General features: G+C 68.2%; 17 protein-coding genes. 11 read left to right on the top strand and 6 right to left on the bottom strand.

What is annotated here, in order from left to right:
• Positions 1-7: 7 nt before the first annotated feature.
• The 3 genes from GRX31_RS04825 to GRX31_RS04815 all read right to left on the bottom strand — a co-directional run bounded on the left by GRX31_RS04825 (position 8) and on the right by GRX31_RS04815 (position 3,431).
• Positions 8-1,831, bottom strand: a complete 1,824-nt coding sequence (locus GRX31_RS04825) for a dipeptidase (protein WP_160851716.1) — start codon at positions 1,829-1,831, stop codon at positions 8-10.
• A gap of 122 nt (positions 1,832-1,953) precedes the next feature.
• A complete protein-coding gene (gene dtd, locus GRX31_RS04820) occupies positions 1,954-2,424 on the bottom strand; it encodes a D-aminoacyl-tRNA deacylase (protein WP_034366821.1) in 471 nt (156 codons plus the stop codon).
• Entirely contained in the window at positions 2,421-3,431 is a 1,011-nt protein-coding gene (locus GRX31_RS04815; protein ID WP_074920606.1) for a cation diffusion facilitator family transporter, read from the bottom strand. Before GRX31_RS04815 ends, dtd begins: the two co-directional genes overlap by 4 nt.
• Before the next feature lie 87 nt (positions 3,432-3,518).
• Here GRX31_RS04815 and GRX31_RS04810 point away from each other — a divergent pair, with 87 nt between their 5' ends.
• The 8 genes from GRX31_RS04810 to GRX31_RS04775 all read left to right on the top strand — a co-directional run bounded on the left by GRX31_RS04810 (position 3,519) and on the right by GRX31_RS04775 (position 13,270).
• Complete coding sequence (locus tag GRX31_RS04810; protein ID WP_160851714.1) at positions 3,519-5,057, top strand: sensor histidine kinase; 1,539 nt, start codon at positions 3,519-3,521, stop codon at positions 5,055-5,057.
• Complete coding sequence (locus GRX31_RS04805; protein ID WP_126311271.1) at positions 5,054-5,695, top strand: response regulator transcription factor; 642 nt, start codon at positions 5,054-5,056, stop codon at positions 5,693-5,695. Before GRX31_RS04810 ends, GRX31_RS04805 begins: the two co-directional genes overlap by 4 nt.
• Before the next feature lie 157 nt (positions 5,696-5,852).
• Positions 5,853-6,356, top strand: coding sequence for a GlcG/HbpS family heme-binding protein (locus GRX31_RS04800; protein ID WP_202396483.1), 504 nt, complete (start codon positions 5,853-5,855; stop codon positions 6,354-6,356).
• Positions 6,357-6,566: 210 nt separating this feature from the next.
• A complete protein-coding gene (locus GRX31_RS04795) occupies positions 6,567-8,639 on the top strand; it encodes a putative bifunctional diguanylate cyclase/phosphodiesterase (protein WP_016446545.1) in 2,073 nt (690 codons plus the stop codon).
• Between the two features lie 3 nt (positions 8,640-8,642).
• Positions 8,643-10,139: an AMP nucleosidase gene (locus GRX31_RS04790; protein WP_016446546.1), complete on the top strand. Its 1,497-nt coding sequence runs from the start codon at positions 8,643-8,645 to the stop codon at positions 10,137-10,139.
• A 53-nt stretch (positions 10,140-10,192) separates the two neighbouring features.
• Positions 10,193-11,476 (top strand): GGDEF domain-containing protein, encoded by a 1,284-nt coding sequence (locus tag GRX31_RS04785; RefSeq protein ID WP_160851711.1) that lies wholly within the window; start codon positions 10,193-10,195, stop codon positions 11,474-11,476.
• A gap of 24 nt (positions 11,477-11,500) precedes the next feature.
• Positions 11,501-12,442: an ATP-binding cassette domain-containing protein gene (locus GRX31_RS04780; RefSeq protein WP_160851709.1), complete on the top strand. Its 942-nt coding sequence runs from the start codon at positions 11,501-11,503 to the stop codon at positions 12,440-12,442.
• A gap of 6 nt (positions 12,443-12,448) precedes the next feature.
• Entirely contained in the window at positions 12,449-13,270 is an 822-nt protein-coding gene (locus GRX31_RS04775; RefSeq protein WP_160851707.1) for an ABC transporter permease, read from the top strand.
• Between the two features lie 14 nt (positions 13,271-13,284).
• Here GRX31_RS04775 and GRX31_RS04770 read toward each other — a convergent pair whose 3' ends face one another.
• Positions 13,285-14,877 (bottom strand): GMC family oxidoreductase, encoded by a 1,593-nt coding sequence (locus GRX31_RS04770; RefSeq protein WP_160851705.1) that lies wholly within the window; start codon positions 14,875-14,877, stop codon positions 13,285-13,287.
• Positions 14,878-15,034: 157 nt separating this feature from the next.
• Here GRX31_RS04770 and GRX31_RS04765 point away from each other — a divergent pair, with 157 nt between their 5' ends.
• A complete protein-coding gene (locus GRX31_RS04765; protein WP_016446551.1) occupies positions 15,035-15,883 on the top strand; it encodes a 3-hydroxybutyryl-CoA dehydrogenase in 849 nt (282 codons plus the stop codon).
• 75 nt (positions 15,884-15,958) lie between these two features.
• On the opposite strand, the gene GRX31_RS04760 is transcribed toward GRX31_RS04765, so the two are convergent.
• Together GRX31_RS04760 and GRX31_RS04755 are read right to left on the bottom strand one after the other, a co-directional pair.
• Complete coding sequence (locus GRX31_RS04760) at positions 15,959-17,287, bottom strand: HipA domain-containing protein (RefSeq protein WP_016446552.1); 1,329 nt, start codon at positions 17,285-17,287, stop codon at positions 15,959-15,961.
• Positions 17,284-17,688 (bottom strand): helix-turn-helix domain-containing protein, encoded by a 405-nt coding sequence (locus GRX31_RS04755; RefSeq protein ID WP_160851703.1) that lies wholly within the window; start codon positions 17,686-17,688, stop codon positions 17,284-17,286. The genes GRX31_RS04760 and GRX31_RS04755 overlap by 4 nt, the downstream gene beginning before the upstream one ends.
• Positions 17,689-17,901: 213 nt before the next feature.
• Between GRX31_RS04755 and GRX31_RS04750 the strand changes: the two genes are divergently transcribed.
• Positions 17,902-18,717 (top strand): crotonase/enoyl-CoA hydratase family protein, encoded by an 816-nt coding sequence (locus GRX31_RS04750; protein ID WP_047218472.1) that lies wholly within the window; start codon positions 17,902-17,904, stop codon positions 18,715-18,717.
• A gap of 102 nt (positions 18,718-18,819) precedes the next feature.
• Positions 18,820-19,290, top strand: coding sequence for a MarR family winged helix-turn-helix transcriptional regulator (locus tag GRX31_RS04745; protein ID WP_016446555.1), 471 nt, complete (start codon positions 18,820-18,822; stop codon positions 19,288-19,290).
• The last annotated feature ends 19 nt before the right edge of the window (positions 19,291-19,309 follow it).

Raw genomic sequence — 19,309 nt, 5'->3', positions numbered from 1 at the left:
TGAATGATCACTGCATCTGCTTCAGATTCCCGATGCGCACCAGCATTTCCGTGAACATCTGCATGTCGGCGCGCAGGTCGGGCAGTTCCTTGTATTCGAGCGCGTTGTGCGCCGTGTACTTCTTGCCGGGCATGGCGGGGCCGAAGTTGATGGCGTTGGGCATGAGCTTGGCCGTGGTGCTGCCGGCCGTGGGCACGGGCTTGGCGTCCAGGCCCGTGGTGTCGCCGAAGATGTTGAGCAGGGTGGACAGCCAGGCGCCCTTGGGATCGCGCGCCATCCAGTTGCCCTGGGTGTACTGCAGGGTGAGGGGAACCTTGGCGGCCTCGCTCCAGCGGATGATGCGCTGCTCGACTTCGGCGCGCAGTTGCTCTGGCGTCTTGCCGCGCGGCATGCGCACGTTGGTGGTGACTTCGAGCTTGCCGTCTGCCGCCTTGATGAGGTTGGGCGACAGGGTCAGCGGGCCCATGAAGTCGTCGGCATAGGCAACGCCCAGCTGCTTGCCGAAGTAGTCGAGGCCGAAGGCGCCGTTGATGTAGCGCAGGGCGTTGCTGTAGGCATTGGGCTGGACCAGGGCCACGCCATCGGTGGGCATGAGCACCTGCTGCAGGAACAGCGTCAGGCGCGGCACGGGGTTGATGCCTTCCTCGGGGCGGGAGCCGTGGGCCGAGGTGCCCGTGACCTTGACGGTGGCCGTCGCGCCGCTGTGCTGTATGTCGATGGTGAACGGCCCGCCCTGCCCGGCATAACTGGTGGTGAAGTCACCCTTGGCCGCCTGCAGGCGCGCGGCGATGGCGGCAATGGCGGCTTCGTCGCTGGCCGTGATGGTGGCGGTGGCGGTCTGGGCAATGGCGTTGGCCGAGGCGGCGCCGGCCATGGCGGTGATGGCCGGGCGGGCGGGGTCGGTCTTCACGTCGTCGAACACGGCCTTGAGCGCGCCCGAGCCTTTTTCCGCGACGACGGCGGGGTACTTGCTGTCCAGCACGATGTTGTAGGCGGGCAGCGTGGTCTTGCCCTGGTAGTACTTCATGGCATCGCCGCCGGTTTCCTCGGTGGTCTCGATCATGAGGCGTATGCCGCGCGACAGGGGCAGGCCGCTGTCCTTGACGGCCTTCATGGCGAACAGCACGGTGGCGATGGAGCCCTTGTCGTCGATGGTGCCGCGCCCGTAGATCCGATCAGGCATGGGTGGGACAAGCACCGGGGGATGGCTCATCAGGGTGATCCCGCTGTTGCCGGGCACAAAGGTAACCTCGAATGGGTTGATTTGCTTGCCGTCCAGCACCCATTCGGCGGCCACGGCAGGTACGACGTCGGCATGGGTGAGGATGCCGAATTCATCGGTGCCCGCGTTCGCTGCGTTCGCAGGCAGGGTGACCTCGAAGATGCGGTTGTCCACGTTGCGGTACTGCAGGCCGAAGTCCTTGGCCATCTGCTGCACCAGTTCGCCGAAAGCCAGGATGGTCGGGCTTTCGTGCGGCGGCACCTTGGGGTCGCGCACCGTGGGCAGGGCGACCATGCGCTCGATGCTGGCCAGCACGGCCCGCTCCTGCGTGAGACGCGAGTACAGGCCCAGCAGGCGGGCGATGTGGTTGAGTTCATCCCCCGTGAGCGCGGCGCCTGCGGCATGGCGCTGCACGGCCTGGGCGATGGCAGGCTGCGCGGCCGCGGCCTGCTTCAGGAAGCTGGCGAAGTCGGTAGGTGCCGGCTGCGCCTGGGCCAGCGCGTCCAGCGCGGGCTTCTTGAGGGTGTCGGCGCCGGCCGCGCCGCTCCACGCCAGGGCCATGCTCATGGCAAGGGCCAGGGTGGAGGCTTTGAACGGATGGTTCTTCATGGTCGTCGGTCTGTCGATGAATGCTGAGGCCGCAAGAATACGGTCTTTGCAGCCCTTTTCCGGCCAGGCCGCGCTCGCAGATCGCGCCAGAATCCGCCCCAGAACAGCAGGTCTGCGGCGCGCTATGCCGCGGTGGCCGGAGCTATCGACAGCGGGATGGTCACGGGCCCGTCGTTGAGCAGGTGCACCTGCATGTCGGCCCCGAAGCGGCCCGTGGCCACGTCGGGATGCAGGGCGCGCGCCCGCTGGACGATGTAGTCGTACAGGCGCTCGCCCTCGGCCGGTGGCGCGGCGCGCGTGAAGCTGGGGCGGTTGCCGCCGCCGGTGTCGGCCGCCAGCGTGAACTGACTGACGATGAGCAGGCCGCCGCAGGCGCCCTGCCCGTCCAGGTCCTGCACGCTGCGGTTCATCTTGCCCGCGTCGTCGGCAAAGATGCGCAGCTTGAGCATCTTGGCCAGCAGCTTGTCGGCCTCGGCTTCGGTGTCGCCGCGCTCTGCGCAGACCAGGGCCAGCAGGCCAGGGCCTATGCTGCCGGCGACCTGGCCATCGATTTCCACGCGGGCCTGTTGCACGCGCTGCAGGATGCTGATCATGGTTCGGGGTTCGGGTTCTTGTCGGTGGATGGGGAAGAAGTGTCTGTCTGGCCTGCCGCCTCGATGGCGGCTTCCATGGCGGTCTGCATGCCCAGCGGCAGCAGCTCTATGCGCGCGTACAGGCCGGGCACGGCCTGCAGCAGTTCGGCCTCTATCTCGGTGCGCAGCCGGGCGGCGCGGGCCACGCTCCAGTCGCCGGGCACATGCATGTGCAGGTCGGCAAAGCTGCGCTCGCCGGCGCGCCGGCTGGAGATGTTGTCAAAGACCACGCCATGCGCGCGGTGCGCATGGCGGTCCAGAACGGCGTCGATGCGCAGGCGCTCGGGCGCGTCCAGGGCCTGGTCCATCAGGCCCTGGGAAGACTGCCAGACCAGTTGCGCGCCCTGCACGCAGATGTTGATCGCAACCCCTATGGCCACGGCCGCGTCCAGCCACAGCCAGCCTGTGAGCGCTGCGCCCATCAGGCCGATGACCACGCCGGCCGAGGTCCAGACATCGGTGAGCAGATGGCGGGCATCGCCCTCCAGCGCCATGGAGCGGTGCTGGCGCGCCGAACGCAGCATGGCCACTGCCAGCAGGCCGTTGAGGGCAGAGCTGGCCACGGACAGCGCCAGGCCCCAGCCCAGCTGCTCCAGCGGCTGCGGGTTCCACAGCCGCGCCAGCGCCGCCCAGCCAATGGCCAGGCTGGCTCCGATGACCAGGATGCCCTCGAAGCCCGCAGAGAAGTACTCGGCCTTGTGGTGCCCATAGGGATGGTCGGTGTCCGCCGGCCGCTTGGCGATGGTGACCATGGTCAGCGCGAACACGGCGCCCGCCAGGTTGACGAAGGATTCGAGCGCATCCGACAGCAGGCCCACCGATCCCGTGAGCCACCAGGCCAGGGTCTTGAGCACGATGGTCAGCAGGGCCACGGCCACCGAGATGCGCAGCAGGCTGTGCGGCGCCATCCAGCCGGCCGCGGAAGCGGGGGCGGGAGCGTTGGCAGTAGGGGGAGTGGGTTCGGCCATGCTGCGCTGCGGTACGTGGGGGGGGTGCTCCGGATTAGACCACCGCGTGCCCACCGCGTGTGCGAGCCGCATGACAGAATCCGCGCCATGAATGGATGGCAGCGAGCAGCGGGGTGGGTGCTGGCCTGGGCCCTGGCCGCAGGCTGTGGCGCGGCGTGGCTGGCGCACAAGCGCCTGCAGTCGCTGCGCGAGGTCTTCGACACCGATGCCCGCATTGCCCACCGGCTGCTGAGCCAGCGCATGGTGCAGCACGACGCCGTTCTGGGCACGCTGGCCCTGCTGCAGCCGCGCCAACCCGCATCCGGCCAGGCGCCATGGAGGCAGCTGCAGCGCCTGTATCCCCAGGTGCTGGATGTGGCGCGCCGCGCGGCCACCGCAGGCGAGCCCTGGCCCGAGACCTGGCCGCCCGGCATGGCCGAGGCCGAGCGCCGCTCCCAGGCCAGCGGCCAGGCCGAACTGGCCCTGGCCGACCTGGTCCGGGGCCGCCTGTACCTGGTGCAGGCCGGGCTGCCGGCCAGCTACGCGCTGCTGCTGGACCTGCGCGCCACGATTCCCGCCGACGAGTGGCCGCTGCCGCCCGCCACCAGCCCGGTGCGCGCATGGCTGGCCCTGGGCGGGCAGGAATTCGTGATCCAGCCGGGCCGGGCCGCCGCGCACGGCTGGAACACATGGTCGTGGGAGGTGAGCAAGACCCTGGCCTCGCCCAGCCAGCCTCTGGTGCTGTACCTGCGCCAGCCGCTGGACGCCTCGGTACTGCCCTGGACGGCCATGCTGGGCTGGGCCCTGGGCTGCGCGCTGGCGGTGGGCGCGCTGCGCACCCTGCTGCGCCAGCGCGTGGCCCGCCGCCGCGCCGAGCAATTGCTGCAGCTGGGCCAGGTGGCACGGCTCAATACGCTGGGCGAGCTGGCCGCAGGCATGGCGCATGAGCTGAACCAGCCGCTGACGGCCGTGCTGTCCAACAGCCAGGCCGCGCGCCGCCTGCTGGCCGAGGACCCGCCCGAGCTGGACGCCGCACGCCAGGCCATGGGGCAGGCTGCCGAGCAGGCCAAGCGCGCATCAGCCGTGGTGGGCAGGCTGCGCCGCCTGGTGGAGCGGCCGGGGCTGGCACCCCAGGCCGAGCCGCTGGATCTGGGCCAGGCCGTTGCCGAGGCGCTGTATCTGCTGGAGCCCGAGCTGCGGCGCCGCCAGGTTCAGGTCATGGTGCAGGCCGCCGATCTGCCCGCCGCCCAGGCCGACCCCGTGGCGGTGCAGCAGATACTGCACAACCTGCTGGTCAATGCACTGCAGGCTATGGACGAGCAGCCGCCCGCAGCCCGCCATCTGCGGGTGGAGCTGGCACGCCGCGACAGCCGCCTGATGGTGGCCGTGCACGACAGCGGCCCCGGCGTGGCGCCCGAGATGCGCCAGCGCCTGTTCACCCCGTTTGCCACGGGCCGCGCCCAGGGCCTGGGACTGGGCCTGACGCTCAGCCAGAGCCTGGCCGAATCCATGGGCGGCAGCCTGGAGCTGGCCGCATCCGCCGCCACCCCGCCGCAAGGCGGAGCGCGCTTCGAGCTGCTGCTGCCTGCGGCCCATGGCCCGGCACCTGCCGCACCCAACGCCCCTCAGGAACCACTGACCCCATGACTGCCGCGCCCGCCCAAGACCTGTCCCCGCTGATCCATCTGGTCGATGACGACGAGGCCGTGCGCGACAGCCTGGCCCTGCTGATCGGCACCGTGGGCCTGCGCGTGCAGTGCTGGGCCGATCCGCTGGCCTTTCTCGACGGGCTGGACCGCCAGGGCATAGGCGCCATCGTGCTGGACGTGCGCATGCCCGGCATCGGCGGGCTGGCCCTGCTGGGCCGGCTGATGGAGCAGGGTGTGGACCAGCCCGTGATCATGCTCACCGGACATGGCACGGTGGACATGTGCCGGCGCGCCTTCAAGGCCGGCGCGGCCGAGTTCCTGGAAAAGCCCGTGGATGACGAGGTGCTGATCGACGCGCTGCAAGGCGCCGTGCGCCAGCATGTGCAGTCACGCGAACGCCAGCAGGCCGACCGCGATGCGCAGCAGCGCTTCGCCCAGCTCTCGGCGCGCGAGCGCGAGGTGCTGGGGCTGATCGTGCAGGGGCTGACCAACAAGGAGATAGGCCGCAGCCTGGAGCTGTCGCCCCGCACGGTGGAGACGCACCGCGCCAACCTCTTCGCCAAGCTGGATGCGCCCAGCCTGGCGCAGCTCATACGCCGCTACGCCAGCCTGGCCGATCCGGCGGCAGGCGCCTGAAGCTCCACCGCCGCGCCCAGCGCGCCTGGCTTCTCCGTATTTCTACGCAGCGGCGCGCGTAACCGTCCGAATGGTGCGCGGCGACGGCATTTTCTACAGTGCATGCATGCCGTCCGGGCTTGTGTCCCGGGCCGTCCTGACCCCCAAGGAGAAGACCATGCAACGCCGCACCACCAAGCTCGCCACCCTCGCCGCCCTGACCCTGGGCCTGATCGCCACCGCCGCCCAGGCCGATGCCGTGCGCACGGAAAAGAACATGTCGCTGGAGCTGGCCAACCAGATCGCCGCACGCAGCGTGGCCGCCTGCGCCGCCGACGGCTATGCCGTCACCGCCACCGTGGTGGACCGTGCCGGCACCGTGCGCGCCGTGCAGCGCGCCGACAATGCTGGCCCCCACACGCTGGAGGCCAGCCGCCTGAAGGCCTACACGGCCGCATCGGCCAAGAACAGCACGCTGGCCATCATGGAAGGCGCGCAGAAGAACCCCGGCGCCGCCAACCTGGTGAATATTCCCGGCTACCTGCTGCTGGGCGGTGGCCTGCCGGTGAAGGTGGGCAACGAGGTGATCGGCGCCGTGGGCATCGGCGGAGCGCCTGGCGGCCACCTGGACGACAAATGCGCCCAGGCCGCGCTGGGCCAGGTGCAGGAACTGCTCAAGTAAGGCGCCCGCAAGGGCTACCACATTGCGCCGCACCGCGCCCGGCCGCGCCTGCCCTTGATGCGGCGCTGCAAAAAAAAGACAGGCCGCCACGGCGGCCCCTGATGCCCGACAGCCGCACGCGCCCCCACGCGTCAGCGGCCGCTCACCCTCGCACAAGAGCGCTATCAAAATCTCTGCGATTCCGCTATAAATCCCCAGCGAGGGGGACGCATGCCAGAGAACATCGATGCGCAAGACACGGGGCCCGATGATGCGCTGTTGCGGCTGATAGCAGACACGGCTCCGGCCATGCTGGCCTATTTCGATGCGCGCACGCTGCGCTGCCGCTTCGCCAACATCAACTACGCACGCAATTTCGGCTTGACGCCCGCCGAGGCCGTGGGCAAGACCGTGCGCGAGATCGTGGGCGAGGCCGTGTGGCAGCTCATCGCGCCGCAGGTGGAGCGCGGCCTGCGCGGCGAGCATGTGCGCTACGAGCGCGAAGTGCCCCAGCCGGACGGCCCGCCGCGCCATATCGAGTCGCTGCTGATGCCGCACTTCGAGCAGGGCCGGCTGCAGGGCGCCGTGGTGCAGATCACCGACGTGAGCCACCACCACCATGTGGCGCAGAAGGTGCGTGACAGCGAAGAGCGCATGCGCAAGTTCACCGAGGTCACGACCGAGGCCATCGTCATGCACCGCGACGGCCTCATCATCGACGGCAACGAGGCCCTGTCCCGCCTGGCCGGCTACACGCTGGACGAGCTGATCGGCCGCCCCATCCTCGACTACATCTGCCCGGAATTCCGCCTCTACGCGCTGCAGTACATGCGCAGCGGCCGCGAGGACCGTTTCGATGGCGCCCTCCAGCACAAGGACGGCCACCGCATTCCCGTGGAGATCGAGGCCAAGACCATGCCGGCCGGGGGCAGGCCCTACCGCATCGTGCTGGTGCGCGACATCACGCTGCGCCAGCTGGCCCAGGAGCGCATGGACTTCCTGGCCCAGCACGACCAGCTGACCCAGCTGCCCAACCGGGTGCGCCTGATCCAGATGCTGCGCCAGGCGCTGTCGCTGGCCTCGGTCAAGCAGCGCACGCTGGCCGTGCTCCTCATCGACCTGGACCATTTCAAGACCATCAACGACTCGCTGGGCCACCAGGCCGGCGACCTGCTGCTGTGCGAGGTCGCCCAGCGCCTGCGCGGCAGCGTGCGCGCCCATGATCTGGTGGCGCGCGTGGGCGGCGACGAATTCGTGGTCGTGCTCACCGATGATCCCGATCCGCAGGAGACCGAGACCCAGGCCAGGCACCTGCAACGCATCATCGAGGCACCCTGCACCATCGACGGCACGCCGCTGGTGGTCTCGCCATGCATGGGCATCGCCATGTACCCGGGCGACGGAAAAAGCGCCGAGGAACTGCTCAATCGCGCCGAAAGCGCCACGCACACGGCCAAGGACAGCGGCCGGCGCAACCTGCAGTTCTACGCACCCGCCCACGGCGGCCAGGCCACCCAGATGCTGATGCAGGAGCAGCAACTGCGCGGCGCGCTGGAGCGCGGCGAGTTCGAGCTGCACTACCAGCCCCAGACCTTCACGGCCGATGGCCGGCTGGCGGGCTTCGAGGCCCTGGTGCGCTGGCGCCACCCGCAGCGCGGCCTGGTGCTGCCCGGCGAGTTCATCGGCTTTGCCGAGGCGCGCGGCCTGATCTCGGCCATAGACCACTGGGTGCTGCGCGAGGCCTGCCGCCAGGCTCGCCAGTGGCAGGACGAGGGGCTGCGGCCCGTACCCCTGTCCGTGAATGTCTCCGCGCTGGAATTTCGCCAGCGCAACATGGCGCGCGAGGTGGCCCTGGTGCTGGAGGAAACCGGCCTGGAAGCGCGCTGGCTGCACATCGAGCTGACAGAGTCCACGCTGATGCACACCAGCGGCCAGGTGCAGGACACCTTGCAGGCGCTGCAGGCCCTGGGCGTGGGCTTGGCCATCGACGACTTCGGCACCGGCTATTCCTCGCTGGCCTATCTGCGCCGCCACCCCATCAACCAGCTCAAGATAGACCGGTCCTTCATCGCCGACGTGCCCGATAGCGAGGACGACACGGCCATCGTCACCGCCATCGTGCAGATGGGCCACAGCCTGCATCTGGACATCGTCGCTGAAGGCGTGGAAACACCTGCCCAATTGGAGCTTTTGCGCGACCTGGGCTGCGGCATGATGCAGGGGTACCTTGTGGCGCCGCCCATGCCGGCCGACAGAGCGCGCGCCTGGCAGTTGCACAACAGTCATCCAGTCCAACGACAATAGCCCATGGTTTCGCTTCACAACCCCTCGCAGGCCTCAAGGGCCGCAGCCACCTTGCACACCGACCCCCAGCGGGCCCTGGAGCATGTACAGCAGATCTACCGCGAGCAGATAGAGCACCTGCGCACGAACATGCAGCGCTTCGTCTCCGGTGAAACCCCGGCCGCCCCCGTCCACGCCTACTACCCCTTCGTGCGCATGCATACGGCCACCGTGTCACGCGCGGACACGCAGCTGGCCTACGGCTTTGTCGAGGGGCCGGGCACGCACGAGGCCACGCTCACGCGGCCCGACCTGTTCTCGCGCTACTACGCCGAGCAGTTCCGCCTGCTGATCAAGAGCCACGGCGTGCCGCTGGAAGTGGGCCTGAGCGACAAGCCCATCCCCATCCACTTCTCGTTTGCCGAGAACGACCACATCGAAGGCACGCTGTCGCGCGAGCGCCGGCAGCTGATGCGCGATGTGTTCGACCTGCCCGACCTCGAGGCCATGGACGACGGCATCGCCAACGGCACCTGGCGCCCCCAGCCGGGCGAGGCCCTGCCGCTGTCGCTGTTCACGGCCCCGCGCGTGGACTATTCGCTGCACCGGCTGCGCCACTACACGGGCACCCAGCCGGAGTGGTTCCAGAACTTCGTGCTGTTCACCAACTACCAGTTCTACATCGACGAGTTCATCCGCCTGGGCCACGCCGAGATGGCCCGGGAGGACAGCGAGTACGTGGCCTTCATCGAGCCCGGCAACGTGGTCACGCGCCGCACCGGCCTGCCGGCCCAGCCCAATGACGAGCTGGGCACGCCGCCGCCGCGCCTGCCGCAGATGCCGGCATACCACCTGGTGCGCGCCGACCACAGCGGCATCACCATGGTCAACATCGGCGTGGGGCCGGCCAATGCCAAGACCATCACCGACCACATTGCCGTGCTGCGCCCGCACGCCTGGATGATGCTGGGCCACTGCGCGGGCCTGCGCAACAGCCAGCAGCTGGGCGACTACGTGCTGGCCCACGCCTATGTGCGCGAGGACCATGTGCTGGACGAGGAGCTGCCGCTGTGGGTGCCCATTCCCGCGCTGGCCGAGATCCAGCTGGCCCTGCAGCAGGCCGTGGCCGACGTCACGCAGATGGACGGGCCCGACCTCAAGCGCATCATGCGCACCGGCACCGTGGCCAGCACCGACAACCGCAACTGGGAGCTGCTGCCCAACAACCTGCCCCAGCTGCGCTTCAGCCAGAGCCGCGCCGTGGCGCTGGACATGGAAAGCGCCACCATCGCGGCCAACGGCTTCCGCTTCCGCGTGCCCTATGGAACGCTGCTGTGCGTGTCCGACAAGCCGCTGCACGGCGAGATCAAGCTGCCCGGCATGGCCAACCACTTCTACCGCGAGCGCGTGGACCAGCATCTGCGCATCGGCATGCGCGCCATCGACATCCTGCGCGAGGGCGGCACCCAGCGCCTGCACAGCCGCAAGCTGCGCAGCTTCGCGGAGGTGGCGTTCCAATAGCGCGGCCACCTTCTTCCAAGGGCCCCGCTTCGCACCGCCATCCAGGGACGCACATGCCATCCACGCTGCCCACCCTGGATTTTTTCTCCATGACCTCGGTCGTGGCCCTCAACATGATGGCCATGTCGGCCGCCCTGCCGCTGGCCATGGGGCGGCGCGTCAGCGGTGCCGCGCGCCATGCCCAGCATTTCTTCCTGATCCAGGCCGGTGCCTGGATCTTCATCCTCATCGCCAGCCGCCTGCCGCAAGGCCTGCTCTCGCGCGAACTGCTGTCGCTGGGCGCAGCAGCCTGCGCGGCATCGGCACAGTGGCAGATGGCGCGCGCCTTGCGCGAATGGCTGGGGCCCCGGCCGCCCTGGCTGGAACGCGGCCTGATCGCGCTGTGCTTTCTGGGGCCGCTGGGCTTCACCCTGCTGCTGCCCCACTTGTCCTTGCGCACCGGCTGGTTCAGCGCCGCCCACGGACTGAGCCTGCTGGCGCTGGCCGGCCTGTGCCTGGCGCCACGCCGCCCCGTGGCACGCAGCTGGCGCTATCTGATGTGCGGCGTGGCCGTCTTCATGGGGCTGGTACTTCTGGTGCGCAGCTACCTGGCCCTGGCCACGCCCTTCCTGCCCAGCTTCACGGCCGACAGCGGCGCCAACCAGATATTCGCCCTGCTGGTCACGTTGAGCAGCACGCTGCTGATGGTGGCCGTGCTGGTGGCCTGGCGCGACGAGACCAACCAGCAGCTGCGCGACATGGCCTTGCAGGACATGCTCACCGGCCTGCCCAACCGCCGCGCCCTGCTGGAGCGCGCCCCCGCCATGCTGGCGCATGCCCAGCGCCACCGGCAGGCCCTGGCCCTGGTGATGCTGGACCTGGACCACTTCAAGCATGTCAACGACGAATACGGCCATGCCATGGGCGACCGTACGCTGTGCCTCTTCGCCCGCCTGCTGCAGCAGCAATTGCGCAGTGACGAAATCGCTGCGCGCTGGGGCGGCGAGGAGTTCTGCCTGCTGCTCTACACCACGGACGACGGTGTGGACACCCTGTGCACCCGGCTGCAGTCCGCGCTGCTGCAGGCCTCGACGCAGACGCTGGGCTTCGAAGTCCGCTTCAGTGCCGGCTGCGCCCACGCGCCCCAGGTCTGGGACGGCCTGCGCCTGGAAATGCTGCTGCCCGCCGCCGATGCCGCGCTCTACGCTGCCAAGCGCCGCGGGCGTGACTGCTGGACGCAGGTGCGGCTGAGCCCACCGCAGCAGCAGGCCTGCGCCGATGCGCCTGCTGTATCGGAGACGCCGGAGACGCCGGATGCGCCGGCCAGGCCCGCACTGGCCGCCAAGCCTGCGCGCTAGCCCCGGACCCCAGGAAAACGCTCCATGCCCGCGCTCTTCGACGCCCTGAACCTGCGCAAGCGCTACGGCGACACCACGGTGGTCGATGACCTGTCCTTTTCCATCGCTCCCGGCGAATGCCTGGGCGTGATCGGCCCCAATGGCGCGGGCAAGACCACCACGCTGCGCATCTGCCTGGGCCTGACGGCACCCGATGCGGGCCATGTTCTCTACCACCCCGAAGACGGCTCGCCGCCGCTGCACATGCCTGCCGATGCACTGGCCATCAAGGCGCGGCTGGGCGTGGTCTCGCAGAACGACACGCTGGACCCCGACTTCAGCTGCGCGGAAAACCTGGGCGTCTACGCGCGCTACTTCGGACTGGGTACGGCGCAGATGCGTGACCGCATACCGCAGCTGCTGGACTTCGCGGCGCTGTCGCACAAGGCCGCGGCCAAGCCGGGCGAGTTGTCCGGCGGCATGAAACGGCGCCTGTCCCTGGCGCGCGCCCTGGTCAACGACCCGCGCCTGCTGCTGCTGGACGAACCCACCACGGGCCTGGACCCGCAGGCACGCCACCTGATCTGGGAGCGTCTGCAGTGGCTGCTGCAGCAGGGCAAGGCCATCTTGCTGACCACGCATTTCATGGACGAGGCCGAGCGCCTGTGCTCCCGGCTGCTGGTGCTGGACCACGGCCGCAAGATCGCCGAAGGCCGCCCGCGCGAACTCATCGCCGAGCACCTGGAGCCCGAAGTGGTCGAGGCCTACGGCAACGGCGCCCTGGGCCTGGCGCATGACGCGGCACTGCGCCCCCTGGCCGGGCGCACCGAGGTCAGTGGCGACACCGTCTTCTTCTATACGCACGACGCGCGCCCGCTGCTGCAGGCGCTGGCCGCGCACAGCCACCTGCGCACCCTGCACCGCCCGGCCAACCTGGAGGACCTGTTCCTCAAGCTCACCGGCCGACAGATCAGAACCGACGGCTGAACCACCATGACCGAACCCGCATCGGACACCCCCAGCATCTGGCGCCCGCCCGACCTGTCGCTGCGCTGGTGGCCGGTGTTCCTGCGCAACCTGCTGGTGTGGCGCAAGCTGGCCCTGCCCAGCCTGATCGGCAACATCGCCGAGCCGCTGATGTGGCTGGTGGCCTTCGGCTACGGCATGGGCGCCTTGGTGGGCGAGGTCACCGTGGGGGCCACGGGCCGGCAGGTGCCCTACATCCTGTTCCTGGCCAGCGGCTCCATCTGCATGAGCGCCATGAATGCCGCCAGCTTCGAGGCGCTGTACTCGGCCTTCTCGCGCATGCATGTGCAAAAGACCTGGGACGGCATCATGAACGCGCCCATCAGCCTGGACAGCGTGCTGCTGGCCGAGATGCTCTGGGCCGCCTTCAAGGCGCTGTTCACGGTCACCGGCATCCTGGGCGTGATGCTGGCGCTGGGCATCAGCCATTCGCCCAGGCTGCTGGTGGCCTGGCCCGTGCTGCTGTGCGTGGGCATCATGTTCTCCAGCATCGCGCTGATCTTCAACGCCCTGGCCAAGGGCTATGACTTCTTCACCTACTACTTCACCCTGGTGCTCACGCCCATGATGTTCCTGTCCGGCGTGTTCTTCCCGCGCGAGCAGCTGCCCGAGGCCGTGCGCCTGGCCTCGGACTGGCTGCCGCTGACCAATGCCGTGGAGCTGGTGCGCCCGCTGTTCATGGACGAGTGGCCGGCCCACCCGCTGCGCCACGGCCTGGTGCTGGCCGCCACCACGGTGGCGGCCTACTGGTTTGCGCTGGCGATGACGCGCAGGCGCTTCAGGGCCTGAGATCCGGCCGTTCTTCAGCGCGCTGCGGCGCGGATCATGTCCACCGCCTTCTCCGCGATCATCACCGTGGGCGCATTGGTGTTGCCGCTGACGATGCGCGGCATGACCGAGGCATCGACCACGCGCAGGCCCTTGAGGCCGTAGACACGCAGCTGCGCATCGACCACGTCCATGGGCCCCGGCCCCATGCGGCAGCTGCCCACGGGGTGGTAGATGGTGTCGGCATGGCTGCGGATGAAGGCCTCGATGCCCGCATCGTCCTGCGCGCCGGCCGAGGCCGGCATCTCGCGCCCGCCCAGGGCCGCCAGCGCCGGCTGGGCCAGGATCTCGCGGGCGCAGCGCACGCCGTTCACCATGCGCCGCAGGTCCTGCGCGTCGGAGAAAAAGGCCGGATCCACCAGCGGCAGGGCCAGCGGGTCGGCACTGGCCAGACGCAGGCTGCCCCGGCTGGCCGGCTGCAGCACGCAGACATGCAGGGAATAGCCGTGGCCCCAGACCGTCTTGCGCCCATGGTCCACCAGCTTGGCCACCACGAAGTGCAGCTGCAGGTCGGGCGCAGCCTCGCCAGGGCTGCTGCGGATGAAGCCGCCCGCCTCGGCAAAGTTGGTGGTCAGCATGCCGCGCCGCTGGCTGCGCCATTGGCCCACGGCGGCCAGCAATCTGCGCGCACCGCCCAGTGACAGGCCGAAGCTGTCGGTCAGCTGCGCGCCATCGACCACCAGCACCACATCCGGGTGGTCATGCAGATGGGCGCCCACGCCGGGCAGGTGGTGGACCACATCGATGCCCAGCGAACGCAGGTGATCGCCCGGCCCCACGCCAGACAGCATCAGCAGCTGCGGCGACAGCAGTGCGCCGCCGCAAAGCAGCACCTCGCGCCGGCAGTGCAGTTGCTGCACCGTACCGCCCTGCAGGTACTCCACGCCCACGGCGCGCCGGCCCTCGAACAGAATGCGCAGCACCTGGGCACCCGTTTCCACGCGCAGATTGGGCCTGGCACGGTGCGGCGCCAGATAGGCCTTGGCGACGTGGTGGCGCTCGCCATTGCGCTGGGTGACCTGGTACAGGCCCACGCCCTCCTGCGCCTGGCCGTTGAAATCCGCGTTGTGCGCATGGCCGGCCTGCACGCCCGCCTGCACGAAGGCCCGGGACAGCGGGTTGGGATCGCGCAGCTCGGCCACGTTCAGGGGCCCGCCCGTGCCGTGCCAGGCGTCAGCGCCGCGCTCGTTGTGCTCGGCGCGCAGGAAGTAGGGCAGGACTTCGCTCCAGCTCCAGCCCGGATTGCCCTGGGCGGCCCAGTGGTCGTAGTCGGCCGGCTGCCCGCGCACATAGACCATGGCGTTGACCGCGCTGGAGCCGCCCAGCACCTTGCCGCGCGGCTGGTGGCCACGCCGCCCGCCCAGGCCCGGCTGCGGCACGGTGGAAAGGCCCCAGCTGTGGCGCCCGCCCTTGGCCATGGCGGCCATGCCTGCCGGGCAGTGGATGAGCACGCTGGAGTCGGGGGGCCCGGCCTCCAGCAGCGCCACCTGCGTCTGCGCATCCTCGCTGAGCCGCCCGGCCAGCACCGAGCCCGCCGAGCCGCCTCCGATCACGATGTAGTCCAGCATGCCTCCCCCTCCCCTGCGGTGTAGCCATCCACTGTTGCAGTCGCCTGCGCGGCGCCGCAAGCCGGGGCAAACCCGGTGGATGCTCCGAATCCCGCTACGATCGCTGGATCGCATTCACGTTCGCATTCACTTTGTTCGTTTGAGGAGACTGACAGTCATGGCAATTCAAACCGTAGGCATCATCGGCGCAGGCACCATGGGCAACGGCATCGCGCAGGCCTGCGCGGTATCGGGCATCGACGTGGTCATGGTGGACATCTCCGATGCCGCCGTCCAGAAGGGCGTGGCCACCGTCTCGGGCAGCCTGGACCGCCTGATCAAGAAGGAAAAGCTGACCGAGGCCGACAAGGCCGCCGCCCTGGCCCGCATCAAGACATCGACCGACTACGCGGCGCTCAAGGGCGCGCAACTGGTCATCGAGGCCGCCACCGAGAACTACGAGCTCAAGGTCAAGATCCTCAAGCAGCTGGACGCCCTGCTGGATGCCGACGTCATCGTCGCCACCAACACCTCGTCCATCTCCATCACCCAGCTGGCCGCCGTGACAGGCCGTGCCGACAAGTTCATCGGCATGCACTTCTTCAACCCCGTGCCCATGATGGCGCTGGTGGAGATCATCGTCGGCCTGCAGACCAGCGACGAGACGCACGCCACGGTCAAGGAACTGTCCGAGCGCCTGGGCAAGAGCCCCATCACCGTGAAGAACGCCCCCGGCTTCGTGGTCAACCGCATCCTGGTGCCCATGATCAACGAGGCCTTCTTCGTGCTGGCCGAAGGCCTGGCATCGGCCGAGGACATCGACGCCGGCATGAAGCTGGGCTGCAACCAGCCCATCGGCCCGCTGGCGCTGGCCGACATGATCGGCCTGGACGTGTGCCTGGCCGTGATGGAGGTCTACCTCAAGGAATTCGGCGACAGCAAGTACCGTCCCTGCCCCCTGCTCAAGGAAATGGTGGCCGCCGGCCGCCTGGGCCGCAAGACGGGCCGCGGCGTGTACAGCTACTGATACACCGCCCCCAAGGCCAAGCGAAGGCGAAGGCAGCTCAGGCTGGCCTTCGCCTTTTGTTTTGGTGGCCGCGCGCTACTTGGTTTTGCGCACCAGCGCCAGCATGTCCTCGATGACGATGTGACGTATCGACCTGAGCATTCTCAGGTGGGCACTTCTTGTGGAATGGTCCATTGCAGAGTCGGCAGGCTGGTGGAGCTGGCCAGCCTCGAATTCTGCGATCAACGTATCGGCCTGCGGAGCCAGCATGCCAAGCATCCTGTCGAGCACACGTCCGCTTGTGCTCTGGGTCAGGCCCAAGGCCGTACCTGCGGCCAGCAGCTTTCCGTAGGTCACGTCGGCAAAGAAGGCCGCACCCGCAAGCGGAACCGTCAGCCGCTCCTGTGGCCATACCGCATGTTCATCGGCGTAAGCCCGCGTGTGATAGACGGCGGTGCTCAGGAGATCGTAGAACGGCGCCAGCCTGACGCCGCCCCGGTCCACCAGGAACGACAGATTCTTCAGATGACTGTCGCTGTTGCCCACCAGGGTGTTGAACAGCAGCCACTGATAGATGCCCATCCGGGCTTGCGCCTTTTCGCGGCAGCGGTCCATCAACGACGCCAGTGTCTGGATGCTGGCTCCTTGATATTTGAAAGTCCGGGCCAGGTCGAGCAGTTGGCAGGCATCCACCACATGCAGTCGCAGCCACTCTTGGGACGCTTCATCAAACACGCGGTCAAAGCGGTTGATGACATAGGCCGGCTCGGGCGTGTACAGCAGGTGTACCGGCGGCACATCAAGCCCCAGGCGCCCGGCAAGCTTCATGGTGAAGGCCTCGTTGACGGTCGAGTGCGGATAGCCTTCGGCCGTGGAGTCCGGCTTGAGGATATGGCTGGAAGCCGTCCCTTGGAAGGGTTCCTGCAGGCGAGCGGTTTTCTCGTCGTACAGCACCACCATTTTGTGCTGCGCTCCAGCCAGGGACATGCGCTTGGGTGATCCGGCATGCAAGGATGTGCGCGGCAAGTTCCTGAGTCTTAGTGACAGTTCGCCGAACTCCAGCCTCCTTGCGCCGCGCTCGGCTGCACCCGCCCCAGGCGGCAGCAGGACCAGGGATCCGGCCGATTCCGCGCCAAGGGCCTGCAAAAGGCCGAAGGCATCGTGCTCATTCACCTCCAGCTCTTTGCTGATCGCACTGCGCAGTGCTTCCTCGGGCAGCAGGTTGTCGAAGAACCATTGGACGCTGCGGTGCGTAGATCCGTCGATGTGCCTGCGCTTTGCCAAGGAAATGCCGGGCGCCAATGGGAAAGCGCGAGGGTCGCCCATCCACTCCTCCTCATAGGCAAAGCCCCAGACATCCCTGTTTTCGACCAGCTTTCCGGCAAGCCGGCCGTTGATGAATACGTCCAGGATGCGTGCGGTCACGGCCTGTTCTTTTCGAAGGCGGTGCGGAAGAACGCATCGTCCGAGTCGCGGGCACCGGGCTCCTCCCTGACTTCAGCGGCTGGCTCTCCGTCCGGTGCGCCCTGGCGCGTTCGGTACTCGTGGGAACCATGGGACTCAGGTGGCAGCCTGGCCTGGCGGCGCTGCAGATAGGCCTGCTCGGTTCCCTCGGGAAGGTCGATGAGCACCTCGATTCCCAGTTCGGACAGCAGTTGCAGCACGCGCCCAAACTGGACCGTGGGCTTGCCGCGCTCCACGTCCCGCACAAAGACATGGCTCACGCCTGCGGCGCCTGCTGCATCGTCCTGGCGCAAGCGCCGCGCCTTGCGAACGGCCCATACCGCGTCACCGAGTGCATCCACAGAGTCGATGGAGATCTTCATGGCTTCAATGAAATCGAAAGCATGGTTTCGATCTTATCGATCGGCAATGGCGCTGGCAATGAATCGAAACGAACTTATCGATTTTCATCGATCAGCTTTCCCAAACCTCAGAAAACGAAAGCATTGCTTAGATATTCATTTCGTTTTCAACCGTCCTCTGCGCGACTGCACCCATCCCTGGCCTGCTCTAAGGTCCATGCGCAGGAGACACGCATGGACATCAACACCCCCACCCCGCCGCCCGAAGGCTGCATCAGCTGCGAAGTGCGCGGCCATGTGCTGCTGATCGGCATCAACCGTCCCGCCAAGCGCAACGGCTGGACGCCCCCCATGTTCCAGCAGCTGGCCGAGGCCTATACCCGGCTGGACGACGACCCGCAATTGCGCGTGGGCGTGCTGCATGCGTTCGGCAGCCATTTCACGGCGGGGCTGGACCTGCCGGTGATGGCGGAGTACCTGCGCTCGGGCAGGAAGGCCATCCCGCAAGGCCTGGTGGAGCCGCACGACTACGGCCTGGTCGGCTACCGGCGCCGCGCCAAGCCCATGGTGGTGGCGGTCAAGGGCATTTGCTTCACGGTGGGCATCGAGCTGATGCTGGGCGCCGACATCGTGGTCGCGGCCGATGACTGCCGCTTTTCCCAGCTGGAGGTGCAGCGCTGCATCATGCCCACGGGCGGCGCCACGCTGCGCATGGCCGAACGTGCGGGCGTGGGCAATGCCATGCTGCACCTGCTGACGGCCGACGAATTCGACAGCGCCGAGGCCTATCGCCTGAACTTCGTGCAGAAGGTGGTGCCGGCCGGTGAGGAGCTGGCCGAGGCGCTGCGCATTGCCGAGCGCATTGCCGCCCAGGCCCCGCAGGCCGTGGTGGCCACGCGGCTCAATGTGCTCAAGGCCATCGAGCTGGGCCAGGCCGCCGCCGTGGCCGATTTCATTCCCGTGCAGCAGCGCCTGGCCAGCAGCGAGGATGCGGCCGAGGGCGTGCGCTCCTTCATCGAAAAACGCCCCGCTCGCTTCACGGGCCGATAGGCCCCCTCGGTCCCTCGACCCCTGCGGATCTTCACCTTCCGATCCGAAGGGGTTTTTCAAATTAAGTTGTGCACAATTTAATTGACAGCAATAATTCAACCCATGCCCAGCAGCCACCCCCTTCCTCTCGACAGCTCCGAGCTTCTGCGCCTGGACAACCAGGTCTGCTTTGCGCTGTACTCGGCATCGCTGGCCATGACCAAGCTGTACAAGCCCCTGCTCGATGGCATCGGCCTGACCTATCCGCAGTACCTGGTGATGCTGGTGCTGTGGGAGCGCGACGGCCTGACCGTGTCCGAGATCGGCGAACAGCTGTATCTGGATTCGGGCACGCTGACCCCGTTGCTCAAGCGCCTGGAAGGCGCGGGCCTGCTGGAGCGGGTGCGCGATGCGCATGACGAGAGGCGCGTGCGCATCACGCTCACGCCGCAAGGCCGGGCGCTGCGCGATGCGGCTGAAAAGATTCCCGCCTGCGTGCTGCAGAGCACGCAGTGCACGCTGCCCGAGTTGCAGGCGCTGACGCAGCAACTGGGCGCACTGCGCCAGCGGCTGGTGCCGCGCCGCAGCGATTGACGACCACCCACAGACGATT

This window comes from Delftia sp. CH05, from assembly GCF_009827015.1.
GTDB lineage: Bacteria > Pseudomonadota > Gammaproteobacteria > Burkholderiales > Burkholderiaceae_C > Comamonas > Comamonas tsuruhatensis.
The sequence above is the reverse complement of the archived record's forward strand: the minus strand, read 5'-3'. Positions and strand labels throughout refer to the sequence as shown.